This window comes from Methanogenium sp. S4BF, from assembly GCF_029633965.1.
In the GTDB taxonomy this organism is placed as follows: Archaea; Halobacteriota; Methanomicrobia; order Methanomicrobiales; family Methanomicrobiaceae; genus Methanogenium.
In genome coordinates this window covers 2,303,234-2,321,754 of sequence record NZ_CP091277.1, presented here as the reverse complement: position 1 = coordinate 2,321,754, position 18,521 = coordinate 2,303,234, and the positions used below count along the sequence as shown (strand labels likewise).

The 18,521-nt window shown below is 51.6% G+C and carries 19 protein-coding genes; 3 read left to right on the top strand and 16 right to left on the bottom strand.

All coding sequences use genetic code 11. The annotated features are described in order from the left end of the window. Window positions 1–42: 42 nt before the first annotated feature. The 9 genes from rdgB to L1S32_RS11095 all read right to left on the bottom strand — a co-directional run bounded on the left by rdgB (window position 43) and on the right by L1S32_RS11095 (window position 5,635). Complete coding sequence (gene rdgB / locus L1S32_RS11135) at window positions 43–618, bottom strand: RdgB/HAM1 family non-canonical purine NTP pyrophosphatase (protein WP_278155172.1); 576 nt, start codon at window positions 616–618, stop codon at window positions 43–45. Continuing rightward, complete coding sequence (locus L1S32_RS11130; RefSeq protein WP_278155171.1) at window positions 615–2,195, bottom strand: bifunctional N(6)-L-threonylcarbamoyladenine synthase/serine/threonine protein kinase; 1,581 nt, start codon at window positions 2,193–2,195, stop codon at window positions 615–617. Before L1S32_RS11130 ends, rdgB begins: the two co-directional genes overlap by 4 nt. A 3-nt stretch (window positions 2,196–2,198) precedes the next feature. Further along, on the bottom strand, window positions 2,199–2,354 hold the full coding sequence (locus L1S32_RS11125; RefSeq protein WP_278155170.1) for a 30S ribosomal protein S27ae: 156 nt from the start codon (window positions 2,352–2,354) through the stop codon (window positions 2,199–2,201). A gap of 2 nt (window positions 2,355–2,356) precedes the next feature. Beyond that, complete coding sequence (locus L1S32_RS11120; protein ID WP_278155169.1) at window positions 2,357–2,662, bottom strand: 30S ribosomal protein S24e; 306 nt, start codon at window positions 2,660–2,662, stop codon at window positions 2,357–2,359. 64 nt (window positions 2,663–2,726) lie between these two features. Then, window positions 2,727–3,215 (bottom strand): GTP-dependent dephospho-CoA kinase family protein, encoded by a 489-nt coding sequence (locus tag L1S32_RS11115; protein ID WP_278155168.1) that lies wholly within the window; start codon window positions 3,213–3,215, stop codon window positions 2,727–2,729. Then, window positions 3,215–3,412, bottom strand: a complete 198-nt coding sequence (spt4, locus tag L1S32_RS11110) for a transcription elongation factor subunit Spt4 (protein WP_278155167.1) — start codon at window positions 3,410–3,412, stop codon at window positions 3,215–3,217. The genes L1S32_RS11115 and spt4 overlap by 1 nt, the downstream gene beginning before the upstream one ends. Continuing rightward, entirely contained in the window at window positions 3,402–4,013 is a 612-nt protein-coding gene (locus L1S32_RS11105; protein WP_278155166.1) for a DNA-directed RNA polymerase, read from the bottom strand. Before L1S32_RS11105 ends, spt4 begins: the two co-directional genes overlap by 11 nt. A 12-nt stretch (window positions 4,014–4,025) precedes the next feature. Beyond that, window positions 4,026–4,406: a PIN domain-containing protein gene (locus L1S32_RS11100; protein ID WP_278155165.1), complete on the bottom strand. Its 381-nt coding sequence runs from the start codon at window positions 4,404–4,406 to the stop codon at window positions 4,026–4,028. Beyond that, complete coding sequence (locus tag L1S32_RS11095) at window positions 4,406–5,635, bottom strand: translation initiation factor IF-2 subunit gamma (protein WP_278155164.1); 1,230 nt, start codon at window positions 5,633–5,635, stop codon at window positions 4,406–4,408. The genes L1S32_RS11100 and L1S32_RS11095 overlap by 1 nt, the downstream gene beginning before the upstream one ends. A 219-nt stretch (window positions 5,636–5,854) precedes the next feature. Here L1S32_RS11095 and nikR point away from each other — a divergent pair, with 219 nt between their 5' ends. Beyond that, window positions 5,855–6,277: a nickel-responsive transcriptional regulator NikR gene (gene nikR / locus L1S32_RS11090; protein ID WP_278155163.1), complete on the top strand. Its 423-nt coding sequence runs from the start codon at window positions 5,855–5,857 to the stop codon at window positions 6,275–6,277. Window positions 6,278–6,295: 18 nt separating this feature from the next. On the opposite strand, the gene L1S32_RS11085 is transcribed toward nikR, so the two are convergent. Beyond that, window positions 6,296–6,559 carry a DUF2098 family protein gene (locus tag L1S32_RS11085; RefSeq protein WP_278155162.1) on the bottom strand — a complete coding sequence of 88 codons (264 nt, stop codon included), beginning with the start codon at window positions 6,557–6,559 and terminating at the stop codon, window positions 6,296–6,298. An 85-nt stretch (window positions 6,560–6,644) separates the two neighbouring features. On the opposite strand from L1S32_RS11085, the gene L1S32_RS11080 reads away from it, so the two are divergent. Further along, entirely contained in the window at window positions 6,645–7,814 is a 1,170-nt protein-coding gene (locus L1S32_RS11080) for a YcaO-like family protein (protein ID WP_278155161.1), read from the top strand. 46 nt (window positions 7,815–7,860) lie between these two features. Here the strand turns inward: L1S32_RS11080 and L1S32_RS11075 are convergent, their stop codons facing one another. Both L1S32_RS11075 and L1S32_RS11070 read right to left on the bottom strand, forming a co-directional pair. Further along, a complete protein-coding gene (locus L1S32_RS11075; RefSeq protein WP_278155160.1) occupies window positions 7,861–10,317 on the bottom strand; it encodes an oligosaccharyl transferase, archaeosortase A system-associated in 2,457 nt (818 codons plus the stop codon). A 146-nt stretch (window positions 10,318–10,463) separates the two neighbouring features. Then, entirely contained in the window at window positions 10,464–11,588 is a 1,125-nt protein-coding gene (locus L1S32_RS11070; protein ID WP_278155159.1) for a glycosyltransferase, read from the bottom strand. A gap of 113 nt (window positions 11,589–11,701) precedes the next feature. Here L1S32_RS11070 and L1S32_RS11065 point away from each other — a divergent pair, with 113 nt between their 5' ends. After that, window positions 11,702–13,048, top strand: coding sequence for a nucleotide sugar dehydrogenase (locus tag L1S32_RS11065; protein ID WP_278155158.1), 1,347 nt, complete (start codon window positions 11,702–11,704; stop codon window positions 13,046–13,048). 30 nt (window positions 13,049–13,078) lie between these two features. Here L1S32_RS11065 and glmS read toward each other — a convergent pair whose 3' ends face one another. Genes glmS through L1S32_RS11045 form a run of 4 tightly spaced genes read right to left on the bottom strand, consistent with a single transcriptional unit; the run spans window position 13,079 to window position 18,473 of the window. Next, a complete protein-coding gene (gene glmS / locus L1S32_RS11060) occupies window positions 13,079–14,821 on the bottom strand; it encodes a glutamine--fructose-6-phosphate transaminase (isomerizing) (RefSeq protein ID WP_278155157.1) in 1,743 nt (580 codons plus the stop codon). Then, window positions 14,822–15,982: a sugar phosphate nucleotidyltransferase gene (locus tag L1S32_RS11055; protein ID WP_278155156.1), complete on the bottom strand. Its 1,161-nt coding sequence runs from the start codon at window positions 15,980–15,982 to the stop codon at window positions 14,822–14,824. A gap of 4 nt (window positions 15,983–15,986) precedes the next feature. Continuing rightward, window positions 15,987–17,192, bottom strand: a complete 1,206-nt coding sequence (gene glmU / locus L1S32_RS11050) for a bifunctional sugar-1-phosphate nucleotidylyltransferase/acetyltransferase (protein WP_278155155.1) — start codon at window positions 17,190–17,192, stop codon at window positions 15,987–15,989. A gap of 27 nt (window positions 17,193–17,219) precedes the next feature. Next, window positions 17,220–18,473, bottom strand: a complete 1,254-nt coding sequence (locus tag L1S32_RS11045; protein WP_278155154.1) for a phosphoglucomutase — start codon at window positions 18,471–18,473, stop codon at window positions 17,220–17,222. Window positions 18,474–18,521: the final 48 nt, after the last annotated feature.

Below are 18,521 nucleotides of genomic sequence, written 5' to 3'. Positions count from 1 at the left end.
CCCTCGTACTATTCAGTTCTTTATACGTCGCAGTGAGAAGTATTAAGATTTTGGTTCTGACGGCCCTTCAGAAGACTCACCCGACACCAGAAACCGGCGCAGCGCCACAAGGGCACGCCCCCGGTGTGACATCGTTGCCTTCTCTGCAAGCGTCCGTTCCGCAAACGTCCGCCCATCCACCGAGAATATGGGATCATAGCCAAACCCTTCTGCTCCGCGGGGGGCGACGACAGTGCCCTCGACCACGCCCCGGAACACACGGATAGTGCCCTCGCCATCTGCAAAGGCAATCGCCGTTTCAAAGTATGCAGATCGATCTTCTGCCCCCTCAAGGAGGCGGAGAATACCTTCCATGCCGATGGTATCCAGCACATATGCAGCATAGGGGCCCGGAAACCCGTTCAATGCGGCCACAAAGAATCCGGTGTCATCGACAATAAGCGGGCAGCGCAGGACATTCCACGCATACCGTGCCTTCTCCTCTGCAATAACACCCACATCATTATCCCGGAACTCAGGAATCTCGAGAAAGGTATGTCGTACCTCAGCCACCCCTGCAAAGAAGGCCGCCACCTCCCGTGCCTTGTTTTCATTGCTGGTAACAACGGTGAATGTCATAAATACCTCCCGCGCTGACGGATTTCATCCACCCGTTCGATTACATCTGCAGCCCCGGGGAAGGCCGCACCATACCCGCGAACAAACTCCTCTTTCAGGCATTCTGCATTGCATGACGTGCTCTCAAGCGTCTGGAAGAGGACATGGATATCCACGCCCTGTGATTCTGTCTCATCTGACCGGTAGGAAAGACCAAAGTCGATGAAGACCGGCACACCGTCCGATATGATGATATTACTGGTGGTAAGGTCCCCGTGAATGATTCCGGCCCCGTGCAGGCGGCCGACACAGACACCTGCGTCACGGATATGCTCCGGTGTGAGCACATGCTTCAGGAGTGTGCCTTCGATGCACTCCATCCGGATAGTATCAGCAGTCACATCCCGAATAACCGGCGTCCGCACCCCGGCCGCACGGGCAGCGGAGATCATCCGTGCCTCAGCGCGTGTCCGTTCGGATATCAGCCGGTGATCCAACGTAGGGGTCCGGTATCCTTTCGGGAGCCGCCGCTTCAGCACATCATCACCCACCGCCGTGACAGCAGCCTCAGCACCGCGTGCACCACCGCCACCCATCACATCAGCCATGGCATACGCGGCATCAGCACCGGCATCGCGCCAGCCCACCTCAACTTCGTCAGACCGGTATCCGGGATTGACCCCGGATTCTTCGAGCGGGAGTGTCTGGCCGGCTGCAAGCATCAGCGCACCGGTGTAGGCAATCATTGCGCCATTATCACCGATAAACCGCCTCTCAGGCACATAAAAGGCTGCACCACGCTCATCACACATCGTTCTGAGCATCTCCTGCAGGCGGCCGTTTGCACCGACACCGCCAACAAGAAGCACCTCGTCCTTGCCCGAGTGCGCCAGAGCCCGCTCAGTCACCTCTACACACATGGAAAAGGCCGTCTCCTGCAGGCCGGAACAGACATCCTCAAGGGGTGCCTGTGCCTCCTGAGCGGCACTCACAAGGCCTGAGAAGGCAAGATCCATCCCTTTGACCGTATAGGGCAGTGAGATGGGCACCCCCTCACGGGCAAGTGCCTCTATCTGCGGGCCGCCGGGATGCGTCATTCCCTTCGCACGCGCAAACTTGTCCAGGCCATTGCCCAGACCGATATCCAGTGTTTCACCAAATATTCGGTACCGGCTGCCCAGATAGCCAAGCACCTGCGTATTGGCACCGCTTGCATACAGGACTATCGGATCATCACATCCACAGGCCCAGCGGCCGATCTCCACATGCGCCACACAGTGATTCACACCAATCAGGGGCACCCCCAGGGCAACTGCAATCGCACGCGCGGCGGTAGCCACCGTCCGAAGGCAGGGGCCAAGACCCGGACCCTGTGAGAATGCAACGGCCGTTATCTCCGACGGGTCGGTGAGCACCTCGGAAATGACAGCCTTCATCTCACCCGCATGATGCTGCGCCGCCTCGCGCGGGTGAATCCCGCCCGAAGGTGGGCTGTACGGAGATGAATGAAGTGCGATGATGCGTTCATCGCCAAAAACAGCGGCACTGAGGTTCCATGCAGTCCCCTCAATCCCAAGAATCCGCCCAGTTTCAGGCATCGTCTATTGCTTAAATTCTGTATATCCGCACTTGCCGCATGAAACACGGTCCTTGTGCTCTGCCATAAAGACACCCGGACCACAGCGCGGACATGACTTGCGCTGGGGAACTGCAGTGTTTCCCTCAATGGAATAATATTCACAGCGTTTTACGGCCATTCCTATGCCTCCTCAGCGCCTTCTTCGCTCTCTGGAGCACGGCTGCGCTCAATAAGGTAATCCGGTTCGGTCTCCTTCAGAGTCTTTGCATCTTCATAAATGCGTGCGTATCCGTTCAGATCCTGCTTTCCAAAGCTTGTTTTGAGTGAGTCAAGCACCACACGGTCCTCAGGAACGTTCTGCAGAGCGCAGAGTTTTCCGAGAATCTGACGGCGTGAGGGAGTTGCCCCCTCAAATGTGAGGAGGAATTCAAGTTCTCTCCTCTTTAACAGCCCGTTGTATTCATCACGTGCAAATTCAAAATCCATCGATATCCCTACAATATTGTTAATTGATTTACTTAAAAGTCGTGATCAAAAATCCTGCACTCATTCACTCCGCCACAAAGAGGCGAAAGAGCACTTCTGCCCGATCACGGGAATGTTCATCCACTTTTATTACGACAACCCCTTCCCCGGGTTGCCCGTAAAGCACACAGGCGCCGTCCGGTGCGGCCCGTACAGCCGGAATGACTGCGAGATCTTCTTCGCCATCCACACGGATGAGACTTGGCCCCGCATGCATTGCATCCTCAATCGCCCGGATGAGAACACCTGTCACCATCCCGGCAGGATTTACCACCACAACCTCCGGCACCGGAAGATCCAGTACCCGATCACAGGGCTCGCGCATGGTACTCCCGTCAATCACCGCAAGATCCGGAATGATACCTGCATCCACCAGATTCTGTGTGACGACATCGCCAACTGCAATAATCACGCATCCGGCAAATACGCTCTCTGCTGTCGCAATATCAGGAAAAAGAGGACCAAATGGATCCCGGAAATATTTCCGGCACCCATCCGGGAGAATATAATCCATCACCGGACCTTCAGTGCCACTCGTCCGGGAGTATCCACATTCATCTTTTTTGCAATATCTGAATGTTTTGGATCAATAATGACCAGATACCCTGCCCAGTCCTGCGTGAGATTGGAGGAACCGCACATCACACACGACTCACCATCAACCACCCGGTGACAGCCGCGGCAGACATTCGGTTGTTTTTTAGGCGCCATTTCCGGCCTTCTCCGCTTCAAATTCTTCATCGAGCCAGGTTGTTGTTCCAAGACCCGACTGACGCATGGTAAGACCTATCTTTGACTCACGGGGTTCACGCTCAGAGAGAGACAGTGCAACAACCCGCCCCCGCAATCCGTCACCGGCTTTAATCTGGCGCTTTGTATCCTGGCAGATAAGCATACCATTCTTCTCATCATAATTGATGTAATCATCAGAGATCTGGCTCACATGGAGCATCGCATCAATAGGACCGAGAGAGACAAACGCGCCGAAACTGGTGGTCTCCACTACAACACCCTCAATGACCTCCTGATGGGCCACACGCAGGACAATCGCCTCGAATGTAACAGAATAATACACTCCGCCGTCACCAGGGATGATGTCCCCTTCACCAATGTCACAGATCTTTGTCACGGCGATAAAGATACCAATCGCCTTGTCGATGCTCCCCTCAAGCTGTTCCTGCAATACATCCAGAACAACGACCTTGATATGATCAAGATAATCCACATTATCCTGTTCATTTGTTATCTCCTTATCCCAAAGACGGCTGGGAGGGACCCGCACCTTGTCTTCAAGCGTCATCTTATAATACATGTCATCACCCGTCTATCCCCGAATAATATCGAGCCTCTTTTTCTCACGCAGATATATCACATCAATATGCCGGCTGAGCAGTTCTTCCCTGAGACGCCTGTCATTGGTCACCACAACACAATGGTGCTCTTCAGCATATCGAATAATCCGATTATCAACCGCAACATCCTGATGAGGGCTTCTCACCACACGGCAACGTGCAGCGAGCGTGACACCCACACGGGCCGCAGCCGCATTACGGCCCCGGCCACGGGCAAGCCCGTTAAGCTCATCTTTCACATCCTCCAGCGTCACAGCTTCAAATGCACCAATGAGTTCCTCCACCCCGGCGAAGACATCCACACCGAACTGAACCGGAATCATCAGTGCATTTGCATCGAAGAGGACAAGCACTAAACCAGTGTCCCCATTCCAATAAGCCGCCAGCGACCGCCGACCTGCCGGGATATTGCAATCTGTGACCCCACAGCTGCACATACCGGACGTTTCAGGACGACTTCAACGACGTCTTTCTTCGTATTCACCACTACACCGACCGTAACTGCAGTCCCGACGGAGAGCATCAGGGGCTCTTTATGGCGGAGTGGTTCAATAGTGAACTCATCATCCGAACCAACAACCCGCTCCATGAGCCGTACAGTGAATGCAAGTTTGTCCCACACCGGAGGAAGATGGCCGATATGGCCCGCCACCTGTCCGGAGAGCGCATCACTCTTCGTTAGCGCCGGATCGAGTTTCGTGCCCACCCCTAAGAGGCCACCAGGGGTAGCTTCCTGTATCCGTCTGGAACCGGCATTGATGGTAGTCACTTTGGTCTGGATGGGTTCCCATACCGTCTGATTCTCCACCTGCAGCTTCAGCCCGGGACGAATCTCAATATCATCACCCTCGTGAAGAAGTCCCTGCGTCAGTGAGCCTCCAATCACACCCCCCTTTACATCACGCCAGCTGCACCCTGGTTTATTGATATCAAAGGAACGGGCAATCAGAAGAAGCGGCTCTTCATCAGGATCACGGTCCGGTTTCGGTATATACTCATTGAGCGCCCGGACAAGTGCCCCGAAATTAATCTTTTTCTGTGCAGAAACCGGAATCACCGGTGCGTTTTCTGCGATTGTCCCCTTCACAAACGCGCGAATTTGCCGGTAATTCTCCATTGCGTCAGCCTGGGAGACGACATCGATCTTGTTCTGGACAATCACGATGTTTTTAATACCCACAAGCTCCAGTGCCATCAGGTGCTCTTTTGTCTGTGGTTGTGGACAACGCTCATTTGCTGCAATAACAAGCATTGCACCGTCCATCAGGGCAGACCCTGAAAGCATGGTTGCCATCAGTGTCTCGTGGCCTGGTGCATCCACAAATGAGATGGTACGAACAGGTTCTCCCTTTGCACCACATTCACAATTCTTTGACGTGGAATATGCCTCCGGACCTTCACACGATGGACACTGATAAAAAGTGGCATCCGCATATCCAAGCCTGATGGAGATTCCTCGTTTTATCTCCTCACTGTGCCGGTCCGTCCATAAGCCGGTAAGCGCAGACACGAGGGTAGTCTTGCCATGGTCAACATGCCCGACTACACCGATGTTGACACTGGGAATCAATGGATCACTCAATGAACTTCAAACCTCCTTATTAATATACAACCGCCCTACTTATACCTACTCGGTGAGCAAATTCTATAGCATCCGGACACTGAACCAGAACCGGATACCGGCCATATCACTGCACCCCCTGATACCACCAGTCATTAATAGCACAGAGTAAGAAAAATATTAAACTTTGTAGTTAATAAGTACAACAGAAGAGAACGGACTATTTTTTGAGGAACAAACATGTCACACGAATCAGACCTTTCACGAATCGGAATTTCCCTTCCTAAGAATCTTCTTGACAAATTTGATGAAATACTTGAATATCGAGGTTATTCATCACGTTCAGAGGGCATACGTGATGCGATCAGGAATTATATAACATATTATAAGTGGATGTCCGATGTAACAGGTGAACGGCAGGGAGTAATAACCATGGTGTATGATCATGAACACCGTGGTCTGCTGCAGGTCCTCACCGAGATCCAGCATGACTATCTTGATGTAATCCAGTCATCACTCCATTCCCATGTCAGCCATGACAAATGCGTAGAAATTATTCTCCTCCGCGGGGACGGGAAAAAAATCAAGGACATTGCTGAACGTCTGATGTCGCAGAAAGGGGTCGAATCCGTGAAACTTACTACCATCCCAATCGAAGAGTGATAGTACACCGTACCAGAGTTATCCGGCACCAACGCCGGTAACCTGATCATATTTATCCTGCATATCTTCTGAGGATTCAATCTCCTTCAGATGTTCATAATCCGTAATACCGGATGTTCTGTGTTCTTTTTTCGGACCTTCCGATTCCCCTTCAATGCAGACCAGCTGGTCAGTCCTGTACAAAAGCCCTGTCGCATCAATCTCAGCAAACTCATTGCCATCGATATCCTCGATCCGTACAACAGTACCTGCTGTACCGGTGCGTGGGTACCGTACCCGCATCCCAGGACGAATGGTCACCCTTTCCATACACAAAAGAAAGGATGAGCCAAGATATAAAAAAACTGGATCGCAAATGGTAGGTATAATGAACCGGTTTGAAGTCAGCCGCCATGAATACGTCACCACATCCGGTGTCCCGCGCACCCGTGCAGCCGAAGAGACGTACGAGACTGCAGTTTCGCTCAGAGAAGAGATGGGAATTGCAGAACTCCTGGATATTACCCGTAAAGACCGCCTCGGGATACCGGTCTGGTGCACCATCCGCCCAAGGGAGCGTCTGGGGAAAGTGACTGCCGGTGCGGGCATGACAGAGACAGATGCCAGATGCGCTGCCATGATGGGAACGGTGGAACGCTATTGTTCATCGTATTCCGCGGGACTCATGGATATTGCATCATATGAAGAAGTGGGACTGACACGTGCTGTTGACCCGGAAGAACTAATTCTTCCCCGGAAACCTGAGTTCGGAGAGAAACTTCACTGGGTAGCCGGGCAGGACATTCTGCACGATGAACGGGTTTATATTCCGGCAAATGCCGTATATCATCCCTACGACCCGATTGGGATGGCCAACCAGCTCTTCCGCAGTGATCCAAATGGCCTGGGAGCAGGGAATGTCCCGGAGGAGGCAATCATCCATGGCATCTACGAAGTCATTGAACGGGATGCACTGAGCCGTGCAGAGAAAAATCACTCCCTGGGCAAACGCCTCGTACCTGAAGAAGGAACGCCGGCAGAAACACTCATGGAGACGTTTGCTGCAGAAGACATTGAAGTAACCATGTGGTTTCTGGATGATTCCTATGGCATCCCGACTGTTGCAGCTGTTGCTGATGACACGGCAACCCGTGATCCATTCATGATCACGATGGCGGCATTCACACACCCGGACCCCGGTGTGGCAGCCGTATGCACCCTGTTGAAACTGGCACGAAACCGTGCGTCCCAGATCTTCACAGATGAAATAGGCATCCAGTCCGGCCGCTCATCGATGGTGGAAAAGGCGGGATATGAACGCTACAAACGAATTAACCGCATCTGGTTTGCAGATGCCCCGGCACTATCCTCAGAAGAGATTCCGGCAACGCACTATACCGCAACGGATGAAGAATTAAACGCAGCAATTGCGGCTGTTGCCCCTCATACAGACCGCATCTGTATTGCTGATCTTACCCGAACCGTCCTGCCGGTCTGGCGTGTGGTCATCCCGGGCTTTGAGGTATCATATATCGACCCCTCACGGAAAAAGAAGTGATGACTGTCCTGAAAGGACAGAACACCATCATTTTCGTATCTGGTATCTATAGCTGTTTTCCTGACTGAATGTCAGATTCTGTGACCGTGAATGTCTGCCCGGTTCCAGTGATCGTATAGGGCCCGAGTGTTGTGATGCCGGGGACAGAGCCGTCTGTCGGATAGGGCACCACAAACAACCCGTTTCTGCTCTCCTGCCGGTATGTAAACGTACGACCCGTATTGGTCTTCAGTGGTATCTCAATGATGCCATCTCCTTTGATCACTGCACCGGGCACGTACTCAAAGATCTTGACGTACTTCAGGTCGCCGGTTGCCGTGTTTCTGAAGACATTGGTATCGGACTCATGAACCAGCCGGTAATGCTGCAGAGCTTCCACCGGTTTCACCGGAGAGAGGACAAGATAACTGTAAATCTTTCCGTTATTCGTGACGAGATAATCTTTGTCCGGAACTGCCATTGACCCGTCAAAATTATGCAGACGGGAGACCATGGTCCGGAAGTAATCATCTGTGTATACATATCCCTGGTTTCCACTCTGGTCGTTGTATGCGGTCATATAGGGAGCACCCCCCACATCAGCATCATACCAGGTGGCCATAGCCCAGAATTTGCCGGTGTCCATCTCAATGTCAGTGATGATGTACTTTGTGCCGACATTGTCAAGTATGGTGTCTGCACCTGCCTCATTGTCCTGCAGGAAGAACGCAGCAGCACCATTCGGCCCCGAAACCCCGTGCTGGAACGGATTAGCATTGGGAATCCGTTTTGAAACAAAGGTGATGTAATGCCCGTAATCCCACCACGACATCACACCATAGGATTCGGGCGGATACGTGAAGGTCTCTTCATCATATATCGCATAGTAGTCAACTCCCGGGTCAGGGGAATTGTCCCCGAACCATTCAAGGGATGAATACCAGTCCTGCTGCATGCCGCCGTATGCCATGCCGTTGCCGATTTCAAGATCCGTTGCAACCGAGGATGAGATAAAGAGCAGGGAGAAGAGTACGCCGATGGCTAGCGGAATGAGAACAACCGAGGACGAAACATCCCGGCCCGCCGTTTTAGGTTCTTTCTTTGCATCATGCCGTTTCTCTTTCTTTCCCTTCTCAGCTGGTGACGGGGTATCTTCTGTCGTTCCGTCCCTGCAGATACCTGCCATCTGCAGAAGGCGGCCTTCCGCTGCCCCAAGACCCAGGTACATAAAATAGGCGGAGAGGAGTGCGATATTTACCGCAATATAGTATTCATACCGGACATGCTGGATGGTCGATAAAAGAATTACAGCCGACCAGACTACCACAAAGAGATGCTCTGCACGCCCTTTCCGGATAAAGTCCCAGATAAGCGCTGCAAACCCACCGAACATCAGAAGGAGGCCAAACCCGAACGCATTCCAGGCATTTGCCGCTTCCCACGGACGGGCTTCCTGGATGGTCATTACCGTTGCTGACTGCCCGAAGAAGGCAAAGAAGTTGCCAATCAGCATCTCATAGAATGGCGGTGCAATGACATACAGGAGAACAGAGACCATTACACCTGCTCCGGCAAGGACGCCCGGATAATAGTACCATGGCTTACCCCGCAGAGCGCGGGAAAGATACCAGAGGGCAGCTGTTGCAATGATAAGGACGAAATATGCGACAACCTGAGCCGGAGAATACCGGTTCATAGAGAGGATCATTGTATTGAACCCGATGATGAATATCCCGATCACCGCAGAGAGGAAGACAATGCTGTTTACCAGCAGAAGGCCGTCATCATACTGCTGCCTCCAGAAGTCATAGAGATACTGAAAAAGGGTGTATACGGCAACAACCATGGCAAAAAGGATCATTGTCGGCATCACGCCAAGCCCTAAAATGTATGCAATCCCTGTTCCCAGGGCAAATAGTGCCGGTCGTTTCACGGATTCAATATCAGAAAAATGAACAGGATTCTTTCTGATTTCCATTAATGTGATGATATAGCAGAGACAGAAGAGCAGCCCAAAAAGGCTCTCTGCAATGTGGTGGTCCACAAACCCAAAGAGCGACCGGTAAAAAAACTGTCCTGACACAACCGCACCAAACAAAGCGGCAAAAAGACCGCATTTCCAATCCCCAATCCTCTCACCTGCAAGATAGAGAACCGGAACCACCAGCATCCCCATCAGGGGGGGCACCCAGGAGGCAACATACATGATCTCCGGCCGTGTCGCTGCGCCCAGAAGAATGCTCAGTCCGGCAATGATCTGGATGAAAAGCGGCCCCCAGTGAATAACATTTCCGGACGGATATTCCGTCATCGCGTCAAACCAGAGGTATGACGGGAAATTTTCCACCATTGACTCTACCTGACGGAGATTGTACCAGGGATCATTTCCCAGAAGATTCGTTCCCTCATCAGTCACCAGCCCTGCTGCCGGCAGCAGACGGAGCCAGAGCGCAAGAATTGCGAGGAGAACAAGAATGCCAATTATAATATATGGTTTATATTTTGAAATAGTCACAGTATTCATAGTACCTCAATAAAACAATGTTACACTCGCCATTAAATACCTTTCAGAAAAGTCCTACTGATCCAACGTATTCAAATCTATATGCGTTAAAGAAAATTCTTCAATACCCATATCTATAGAGATCGTGTCATACCCATGACGATGATTCAGATGTTATCTCCTTTTTTTGATGTACTCTCCCATACACTCACATCAGAGCCAAGGCGCAGCAGTCCTCGAAGCAGATAATATTGATTTACAACAAAACTCTGAGCAAACCTGCTAAAACCCAGAACAACAAGAATAACAAAGGCACCTATTCCGAAACAAATAATCGGAAACGAAGATAGGAGAAATCCAACAATCATTATACCTATCCCCAAGAAGAAAAGAAAAGGCGAGATGGTGACCATCATTATTCGCAACGGAAAAAAAATCCGGGAAAATGGGCGAGAAATCTTAAGAACATCAAGATTTCCCAGTGTTGCTTCAATCAAACGTGTTGCACGCCGTATTTTTTGTCGGGACTGGTCTTTAAGATTTTCAGGAATCTCTTCGAAGACAATTGCAGAAGTTTCATAATAAGCCCTAAAACCCCTCCTAATAGCCTCAAAAGCAGTGTTTGCATCATCAGCACCTTTCCCTTCACGGATCTCAGAAAAGATTTCTCTCTTAAACGCAACAAGACCACCGTTGAAATTATACGTAGAATCATGCGCGCTTTCCCATCCACACATCCTCCCATATACTGAACGATAATTCTGCTCATACTTCCCGGTGCGGCGAATCTCAGAAGACAGGAGTGGAAACATGTCAGAACAGACGGCAGCAATGGCATCATCGGAAACCAGACGGGAAACAAGGTTCTTCAGGGCATTCTTTTCAAAGAATACATCAGCATCAGTCGTGACAATGATATCATGAGAGGCAATCTTCATTCCACGATTATATGAACGATTTGTGCCGCGCCGATCTTCATTTCGTAATATTTTAAAGGACATATTAGCATCAGCAAGAGCCGTTTCTGTTATTAAGAAGGTATTATCATCAGAACAGTCATCAATGAAAATCACCTCATATCTTTCTTTTGGATATGACGAAGAGGCAATATTATCCACCCGCCGTTGAATGACGTTTGATTCATTGTAGGCAGAGATGATAATCGAAATATGAGGGAGTTTACTCAATTTTGGCGGCAATACTCCTTTTTTACCAAACATAATGCCAAATCCATATATAATATATGGAAATGCTGAAACGGCAAGGAAAATACACCCCAAAATTATTAACATTACCCAAATATTGGTGGAAATGTAATAATATATCCTTCTCTTGAACATGAAGAATCAATGAATCACATTAGAAAAGAATTTGGACTTTCCTGAAATAATACCTCTAAACAGACATGAAAGAAAAAACAACAGAACTTCTCCAAAAGATCCGCTCAGGAAATGCAATGATCGGAATTATCGGGCTGGGGTATGTGGGTCTCCCTCTTGCAGTTGCCTTTGCCAGCAAACTGAAAGTAATTGGTTTTGACACAAATGATGACACCATTCTTACTCTGAACTCAGGCCATTCACATATCCTTGATGTCCCTGACGTAGAGATTCAGGCACGAATCTCAACAGAAATGCTCTCAGTTACCAGTGAATCACAAAATCTAGGAAGCTGTGACGTAATTATCATCTGTGTTCCCACCCCCCTTACAGCAAATAAAATACCAGACCTTTCATATGTAAAGGATTCCTGCATGAATGTCTGTTCAAACCTAAAAAAGGGTCAATTGGTAATACTTGAAAGTACTACATATCCAGGTACAACCGAAGAAATTGTCGTCCCGATTCTTGAAAAATCCGGGTTAATTGCAGGTGTTGATTTTGGGGTCGCCTATTCACCGGAACGAATAGACCCCGGAAATAAACTATACAGAGTTTCAGAAATTCCAAAAGTTATTGGAGGTATTACACCAGAATGTACGGAGGTTGCAATTTCGTTGTACAATACGATTATCGAAGATATAATTTCGGTTACTGATACGCGTACCGCTGAGGCAGTAAAAATGATCGAAAATATCTTCAGGAATGTTAATATTGCTCTTGCAAATGAACTTGCCCTGATATTTGAACGTATGGGAGTTGATGCATGGCAGGCAATCGATGCTGCAGCGACCAAACCTTATGGATTCATGCCATTTTACCCCGGACCGGGAATTGGAGGGCATTGCATACCTCTTGACCCATATTATATGTCATACCAGGCAAAGAGACATGGATTTATTCCACGTTTCATCGAAACATCAGGAGAAATTAACACATTCATGCAGATGCATGTTGTTAACCTCATTGATGAAGGACTGAAAAGCGCAGGAATTACAATGAGTGATGCCCGTATTTGTGTATTTGGCCTTGCATACAAAAAAAACATTGATGATACACGCGAATCTCCTGCAATTCCAATAATTGAAGAGCTCCTTCGTAGAGGAACTACACTAAAAATCTATGATCCATATGTACCGACAATCTCTGTTGATGGAAAAAAAATCAATTCTGAGACAGATATCACCACTACGTTTAACAGCTCAGAATGTGTCGTTTTTCTAACGGATCATGACCAGTTCAAAACACCTGAGATCTTCAAAGAGATAGAATCCTCATCAGTTCAGGTAATTATAGACTGTCGAAACATATTTCCCCAAACACCAATTGGCAAAGTGTATCTGGGAATCGGTAAACCTCACAGTCCTAGATAAAAAGCACAATATTAAAAAATATTTTTCCATTCATTCAACCGTCACACTCTTCGCAAGATTTCGGGGTTTGTCAATATCCCGCCCAAGGGTGAGCGCCGTATAATACGCAATCCGCTGCAGTATGACGGTTACCGCAGCCACCTGTGCATATGCATCCCCTTTGGGAACCGGAATGCAGACATCGGTTACATCCTGCAGGTCAATATCATCCCCGTAACCGATGCCAATGAGCGGAGTGCCCCGTGCCTTCATCTCCCGGAGGTTGCCCAGCATCGACTGGTACCCGTCTCCCGGCAGGCATACGGCAACAGCAGGCGTCTCTTCTGAAAGAAGAGCAAAAGGACCGTGCTTTATCTCACCCGCTGCATACCCCTCAGCATGAATATAGGAGATCTCCTTCATCTTGAGCGCCCCTTCCAGAGCGACCGGATAAAAGATCCCCCTGCCGACATAGAAGAGGGTGGATGCTTTGACACAGAGGGCGACTGCCTCACTTACATCTGTCAGAAGGGACTCCTCAATGGCCTGCCGAACGGAACGTTCCACAGAAGATGTCTCACAGCAGTTCATCTCTGAAAGCAGGCCGGCAAAGGCTGCGAACTGTGCCATGTACGATTTCGTGGCAGCCACGCTCATCTCCGGCCCGGCTCCGGTATAAATTGTCTGTTCTGCCGCCCGGGTAATGGAGCTCCCCTGCACATTGGTAATTGCAATGGTCGGGCAGTTGCAGGAAGACGCTTTTTTCAGGGCAGAGAGTGTATCTGCAGTCTCTCCTGACTGCGACACTGCAATCACAACTTCATCATCCGGAGTGGAGAGATACCGGTACTCGGAAGCCAGGTCCACACGTACGGGCACACCGCATTCCTTCTCGGCAAAATACCGGAACAGGAGGGCAGCATTATAAGAAGTGCCGCAGGCGATCACCGACACACCACGGGCATGACTGAGAAGAGAACTGATCCCCGGGTGTTTTTGTGCCAACCGGAATGACTGCTGGAAGACATCCGGCTGCTCGAAGATCTCCTTGAGCATGAAGTGCGCAAAGCCACCTTTGCGGGCCGCTTCAATATCATAGTCAATATACGTCGTATTTCGGGTGATGGCCTCGCCCCCGTTCTCCATCGCAATGGATCCCCGTCGCATTACTGCCATATCCCCGTCTTCAAGGACCAGAATATCCCTCGTATACGCAACAATCGGTGTTGCATCAGAGGAGGCAAAAAATTCGTCATCGCCAATGCCGATGACTAGCGGGCTTCGCTCCCGTGCTGCAACAACCTCATCAGAACCCGCACACAGTGCAAGAATCGCATATGACCCTTGCAGAAGCGGGAGGACTGCCCGGACTGATGCGGGAAAATCGCCTTTCCATGCCTCCTCGATGAGATGTACAATCACTTCACTGTCCGTATCAGAGGCAAACAGATGACCCCGGCTCTCCAGCCCCCGCCTGAGTTCAGCATAGTTTTCAATAATCCCGTTATGGACGATGGCAAACTGCCCGGTACAGTCACAGTGAGGGTGCGCGTTGCGGTCATCGGGCAGGCCGTGCGTCGCCCACCGGGTGTGCCCAATCCCACGGGTGCCTTGGCAGGCTGCCACGCATTCCGTCTGCTCCGAGATGCGCCCCTTCCGTTTGGCCACCATGATGCGGTCCGTGCCGGTGGCGACCCCGAATGAGTCATACCCCCGATATTCAAGGTTTTTGAGTCCCCCGACAATCACCGGTGCAGCATCACGCCAGCCGATATACCCGACAATACCGCACACCTACATCACCACCGTCTGATCCGGAACGGCTCCGGTAATCGTCCGGCCACCCGTCTCAACAGCCACATTATTGCCGACGACAGCACCCTTCAGAACCGTAAAGGGTGCCGTGTCAACCCTGTCACCCATAATCGTGCCAAACAGTCCGGACACATGCCGCCCCCGGATATGTGTTGCATACTCTCCGCATACGGCCGCAGTATGGTCTGCAAGTCTGCATCCCTCTCCAATCACACTTTCCCGGACACTGGAGTGCGACCCGACGGTCACATCATCCATCACGATACTCCGGGATACATGCGAGAAGGGGCCTATGGTAACACCGGACCCGATTGCCGTCCCTGGAGAGATACAGGCATTCGGGCCAATGGTGCAGTTTGCGCCGATGATTGCCGGGCCGGTGATGACCGTCCCCGGAAGAATTTCGGTTCCGCGGCCAACAGACACACGGCCGCTGACTGTCGCGCTCCGCGAGAGTGTCCCTGCACAGAGAGGCGCCGTCTTCTTCAGTAATGACCGGTTCAGGGCGAGGAGCTCCCATGCAAAGACCGCATCAGACCACCCTCCGGCAATCCGGTGTGCACGCACCTTCGTCCCATCAGCGATCATCCGGTTAATGATATTCGGAAACTCCAGCCCGGATTCGTAATACCTGAATACCGAAGGATCCAGTGAGAAGACACCGGTTGAAACCGTAAATGATTCAGCCACTTCCGGTTTCTCCGTGATTTCCCGTACAAAACCCTCATGAGTCTGCACCACCCCGAAATCCGTTGGCCGGGAATGAGGAGTAGTGAGAAGCGCTGACCCGCCGTCACACAGGGGACGGAGTGCTGCTGCGGTGATCACATTGTCACCGGGAAGAAGCAGGAACCTGCCGGAGACATGCTCTTCTGCCGCCCGGAGGGCGTCTGCGACACCCAGCTGCTTCTCCTGAACAGCCACATTGACCGAAACCGGAAGATCGGCGAGGCGGTGAATGACCTGCTCTTTGCGGTATCCAACGACAACGGTAATGTCTCGCACCCCTGCCTCTGTCAGTGCTTCAATCACGTACTCGATGATGGGCCGGTTTGCCACCGGAATCAGTGCCTTCGGGCGGTTGCGGGTCAGCGGGCGCAGCCTGGACCCTTCCCCACCTGCCAGAACAACTGCCTGCATGGTATCAGTTCCTCCCGAGAACAGATTCATCTGCAATTGTGCCGCTCACCACGGTGTGCGGGCCAACCCGGACATCCCTTCCGACAGAAGCGCCCACATTAATCGAACAGTTGATCCCAAAGAGGACATTGTCGCCAATAACTGCCCCGAACTTCTTCCGGCCGGTGGAAACCCCTCCGATTTTCACCGGCTCCTTGTCATGGCGGAGGTTTGCCACCTTTGTCCCGGCGCCGAAATTGCAGCCTGAACCGACGACGCTGTCACCGATATAGGTGAAGTGCGGAATCTTTGTCCGTGGAAAGATTACCGAGTTCTTCAGTTCACTGGCATGCCCGATATGGCAGTCGTCTCCGATAACCGTATGACCCCTGATGTAGACATGCGGGCCAATGGTGCACCCACTCCCGATCATACAGGGCCCTTCGATATAGGTCCCGGACCGGATCACACTCCCCTCTGCAAGCACCACAGCGCCTTTCAGGGTCACGCCATCCTCCACATCCCCCCGAATATCAGTGGCGATACCAGAAAGTGCATCCTCATTCGCTTCCAGAAGATTCCACGGGGCGCCGATATCACACCAGGATTCCAGCGGTACCGCATGGAGTTCACTGCGGGATATGGCAGGTATGAGTGCATCGGTCAGTTCATATTCTCCGCGGGGAGAAGGAACGAGACGATCTGTCTCATTAAAGATATCATCATCAAAGAGGTACATTCCCGCATTTATCAGATTTCCGGGCGGATTTGTGGATTTTTCATAAATACCGGTGACAATCCCCCCGGTCTCTGTGATCACACCGTACTGTTCCGGATTCCCACTCTCAACCACACCGACTGCCGGTGCAGGAGAGGCGCATATGCGACGGATATCACCGGTCGTTACGATCATGTCTCCGTTCATGAGCAGGAACCGTCCCTTCACCAGCCCCTTTGCCGCACGGAGCGCATCACCGGTGCCGGTCTGGGATCTCTGGACAGTATAGCGTATCGAGACGCCCCACTTCTCACCATTCCCGAAATAGTCCCGGATTTCTTTCTCGCGGTATCCGACTACGAGAATAAATGAATCTATTCCTGCATCACGCACCGCACAGATCAGGTGTTCTATCATCGGACGATTTGCGACAGGAAGCATTACTTTCGGGCGGGTTGCGGTGAGAGGGGCCATCCGTTTCCCCTCACCCGCTGCAAGCAGGACACAGAGCATAGTCAATCAGATGATATTTGCCCTGTATTAATGTATAGGTTCCCCTGAACGAAGGAGATCTTCCCCTTTCTGTGCCATTTTTTCTGCGGTCTCTGCGTCACGCCCTTCTGCAGTGATACGGACCTTTGGTTCCGTGCCGCTTGCCCGAATAAGGCACCAGCCATCCTCCTCTTCGATGCGGATGCCGTCTGTCGGATTCTCTGCACCCAGCGCCAGAAGAAGGCCACGCCCGTCTTCGCGGCGGAAAGAACGGCGGATGATGGGATAATGGGGGTATGAAGCCACCTTCTCTGCGACATCCCATTCTGCCGCCATCGCACAGAAGAGGGCTGCTGCGTAGGGGCCGTCCGGGCAGAGGGAATGCGCAGGGAAGATCCAGCTTCCGGAGGGTTCACCGCCGAAGTCCCCGCCGGATACCAGAGCTTCAGATACAAATGAATCACCCACCGGTGTCCTCCTGACTGTCGCCACCTCTTCAATACCCATTGATGCATCCACGGTTGTGACCACAGTCGTGGCACCGGTCCATTCTGCGAAGAGCATAAGGAGATGATCCCCGCTGATGTAGTTCCCTTTATTGTCAAATGCCATGAACCGGTCCGCATCGCCGTCATGAATCAGCGCCCCCGCGGCACCTGCCTGCTTCACCATGGCAGGAATATAAGGAAGATTTTCCCTGAGGGGTTCAGACGGGCGTGCGAAGAAGCCCTGCACCGTACAGTTAATGCCGGTGTACCGTATTCCCCCGCGACGAAGAAGAACAGGAGTTACCCGTGATGCCGCCCCGTTGCCGCAGTCAAGCACGACATGAAGTCCCTCCGGGAGAGAAACGGCGTCCAGTATCGCATCCAGGTACGGACCGATGATATCTGCGTGATCTGTCTCACCCTGCTGGTTCCAGCCGGTAGTATGCGGCAGAATATAGGTATCTTCGATCTCCTGCTGGCGTGCCAGAGAGAAGGCAGACCCGTCAGGATTCATCAGTTTCAGGCCGTTGTATTCCTCCGGGTTATGGGACGCAGTTACCATACAGCCGGCATCATGATGCCGTGCGGCATATGCCACGGTGGGTGTGGGTGCCACACCACCGGATACCACCCGGCATCCGGCTGCAGCGGCACCGGCAGTAAACGCTGCTTCCAGCAGGGGACCTGTCGTGCGTGCGTCACGAGCGGTAATGATGGACGAACAGGAGGCGCCGACACATCCACCCACTTCCAGCGCTGTTTTTATCAGTTCAGGGCCGAACGGACGGCGTATTCCTGAAGAACCAAAGAGCATACAGGTACCATGAAAAAGAGGAGTATTCAATCTATCTGTTTGCTGCCG

What these genes read in the sequence shown, in the direction of transcription:
- rdgB (WP_278155172.1), bottom strand. Translation starts at nt 618, where the DNA reads ATGACATTCACCGTTGTTACCAGCAATGAAAACAAGGCACGGGAGGTG.
- L1S32_RS11130 (WP_278155171.1), bottom strand. Translation starts at nt 2,195, where the DNA reads ATGCCTGAAACTGGGCGGATTCTTGGGATTGAGGGGACTGCATGGAAC.
- L1S32_RS11125 (WP_278155170.1), bottom strand. Translation starts at nt 2,354, where the DNA reads ATGGCCGTAAAACGCTGTGAATATTATTCCATTGAGGGAAACACTGCA.
- L1S32_RS11120 (WP_278155169.1), bottom strand. Translation starts at nt 2,662, where the DNA reads ATGGATTTTGAATTTGCACGTGATGAATACAACGGGCTGTTAAAGAGG.
- L1S32_RS11115 (WP_278155168.1), bottom strand. Translation starts at nt 3,215, where the DNA reads ATGGATTATATTCTCCCGGATGGGTGCCGGAAATATTTCCGGGATCCA.
- spt4 (WP_278155167.1), bottom strand. Translation starts at nt 3,412, where the DNA reads ATGGCGCCTAAAAAACAACCGAATGTCTGCCGCGGCTGTCACCGGGTG.
- L1S32_RS11105 (WP_278155166.1), bottom strand. Translation starts at nt 4,013, where the DNA reads ATGTATTATAAGATGACGCTTGAAGACAAGGTGCGGGTCCCTCCCAGC.
- nikR (WP_278155163.1), top strand. Translation starts at nt 5,855, where the DNA reads ATGTCACACGAATCAGACCTTTCACGAATCGGAATTTCCCTTCCTAAG.
- L1S32_RS11085 (WP_278155162.1), bottom strand. Translation starts at nt 6,559, where the DNA reads ATGCGGGTACGGTACCCACGCACCGGTACAGCAGGTACTGTTGTACGG.
- L1S32_RS11080 (WP_278155161.1), top strand. Translation starts at nt 6,645, where the DNA reads ATGAACCGGTTTGAAGTCAGCCGCCATGAATACGTCACCACATCCGGT.
- L1S32_RS11075 (WP_278155160.1), bottom strand. Translation starts at nt 10,317, where the DNA reads ATGAATACTGTGACTATTTCAAAATATAAACCATATATTATAATTGGC.
- L1S32_RS11070 (WP_278155159.1), bottom strand. Translation starts at nt 11,588, where the DNA reads ATGTTAATAATTTTGGGGTGTATTTTCCTTGCCGTTTCAGCATTTCCA.
- L1S32_RS11065 (WP_278155158.1), top strand. Translation starts at nt 11,702, where the DNA reads ATGAAAGAAAAAACAACAGAACTTCTCCAAAAGATCCGCTCAGGAAAT.
- L1S32_RS11055 (WP_278155156.1), bottom strand. Translation starts at nt 15,982, where the DNA reads ATGCAGGCAGTTGTTCTGGCAGGTGGGGAAGGGTCCAGGCTGCGCCCG.
- glmU (WP_278155155.1), bottom strand. Translation starts at nt 17,192, where the DNA reads ATGCTCTGTGTCCTGCTTGCAGCGGGTGAGGGGAAACGGATGGCCCCT.
- L1S32_RS11045 (WP_278155154.1), bottom strand. Translation starts at nt 18,473, where the DNA reads ATGCTCTTTGGTTCTTCAGGAATACGCCGTCCGTTCGGCCCTGAACTG.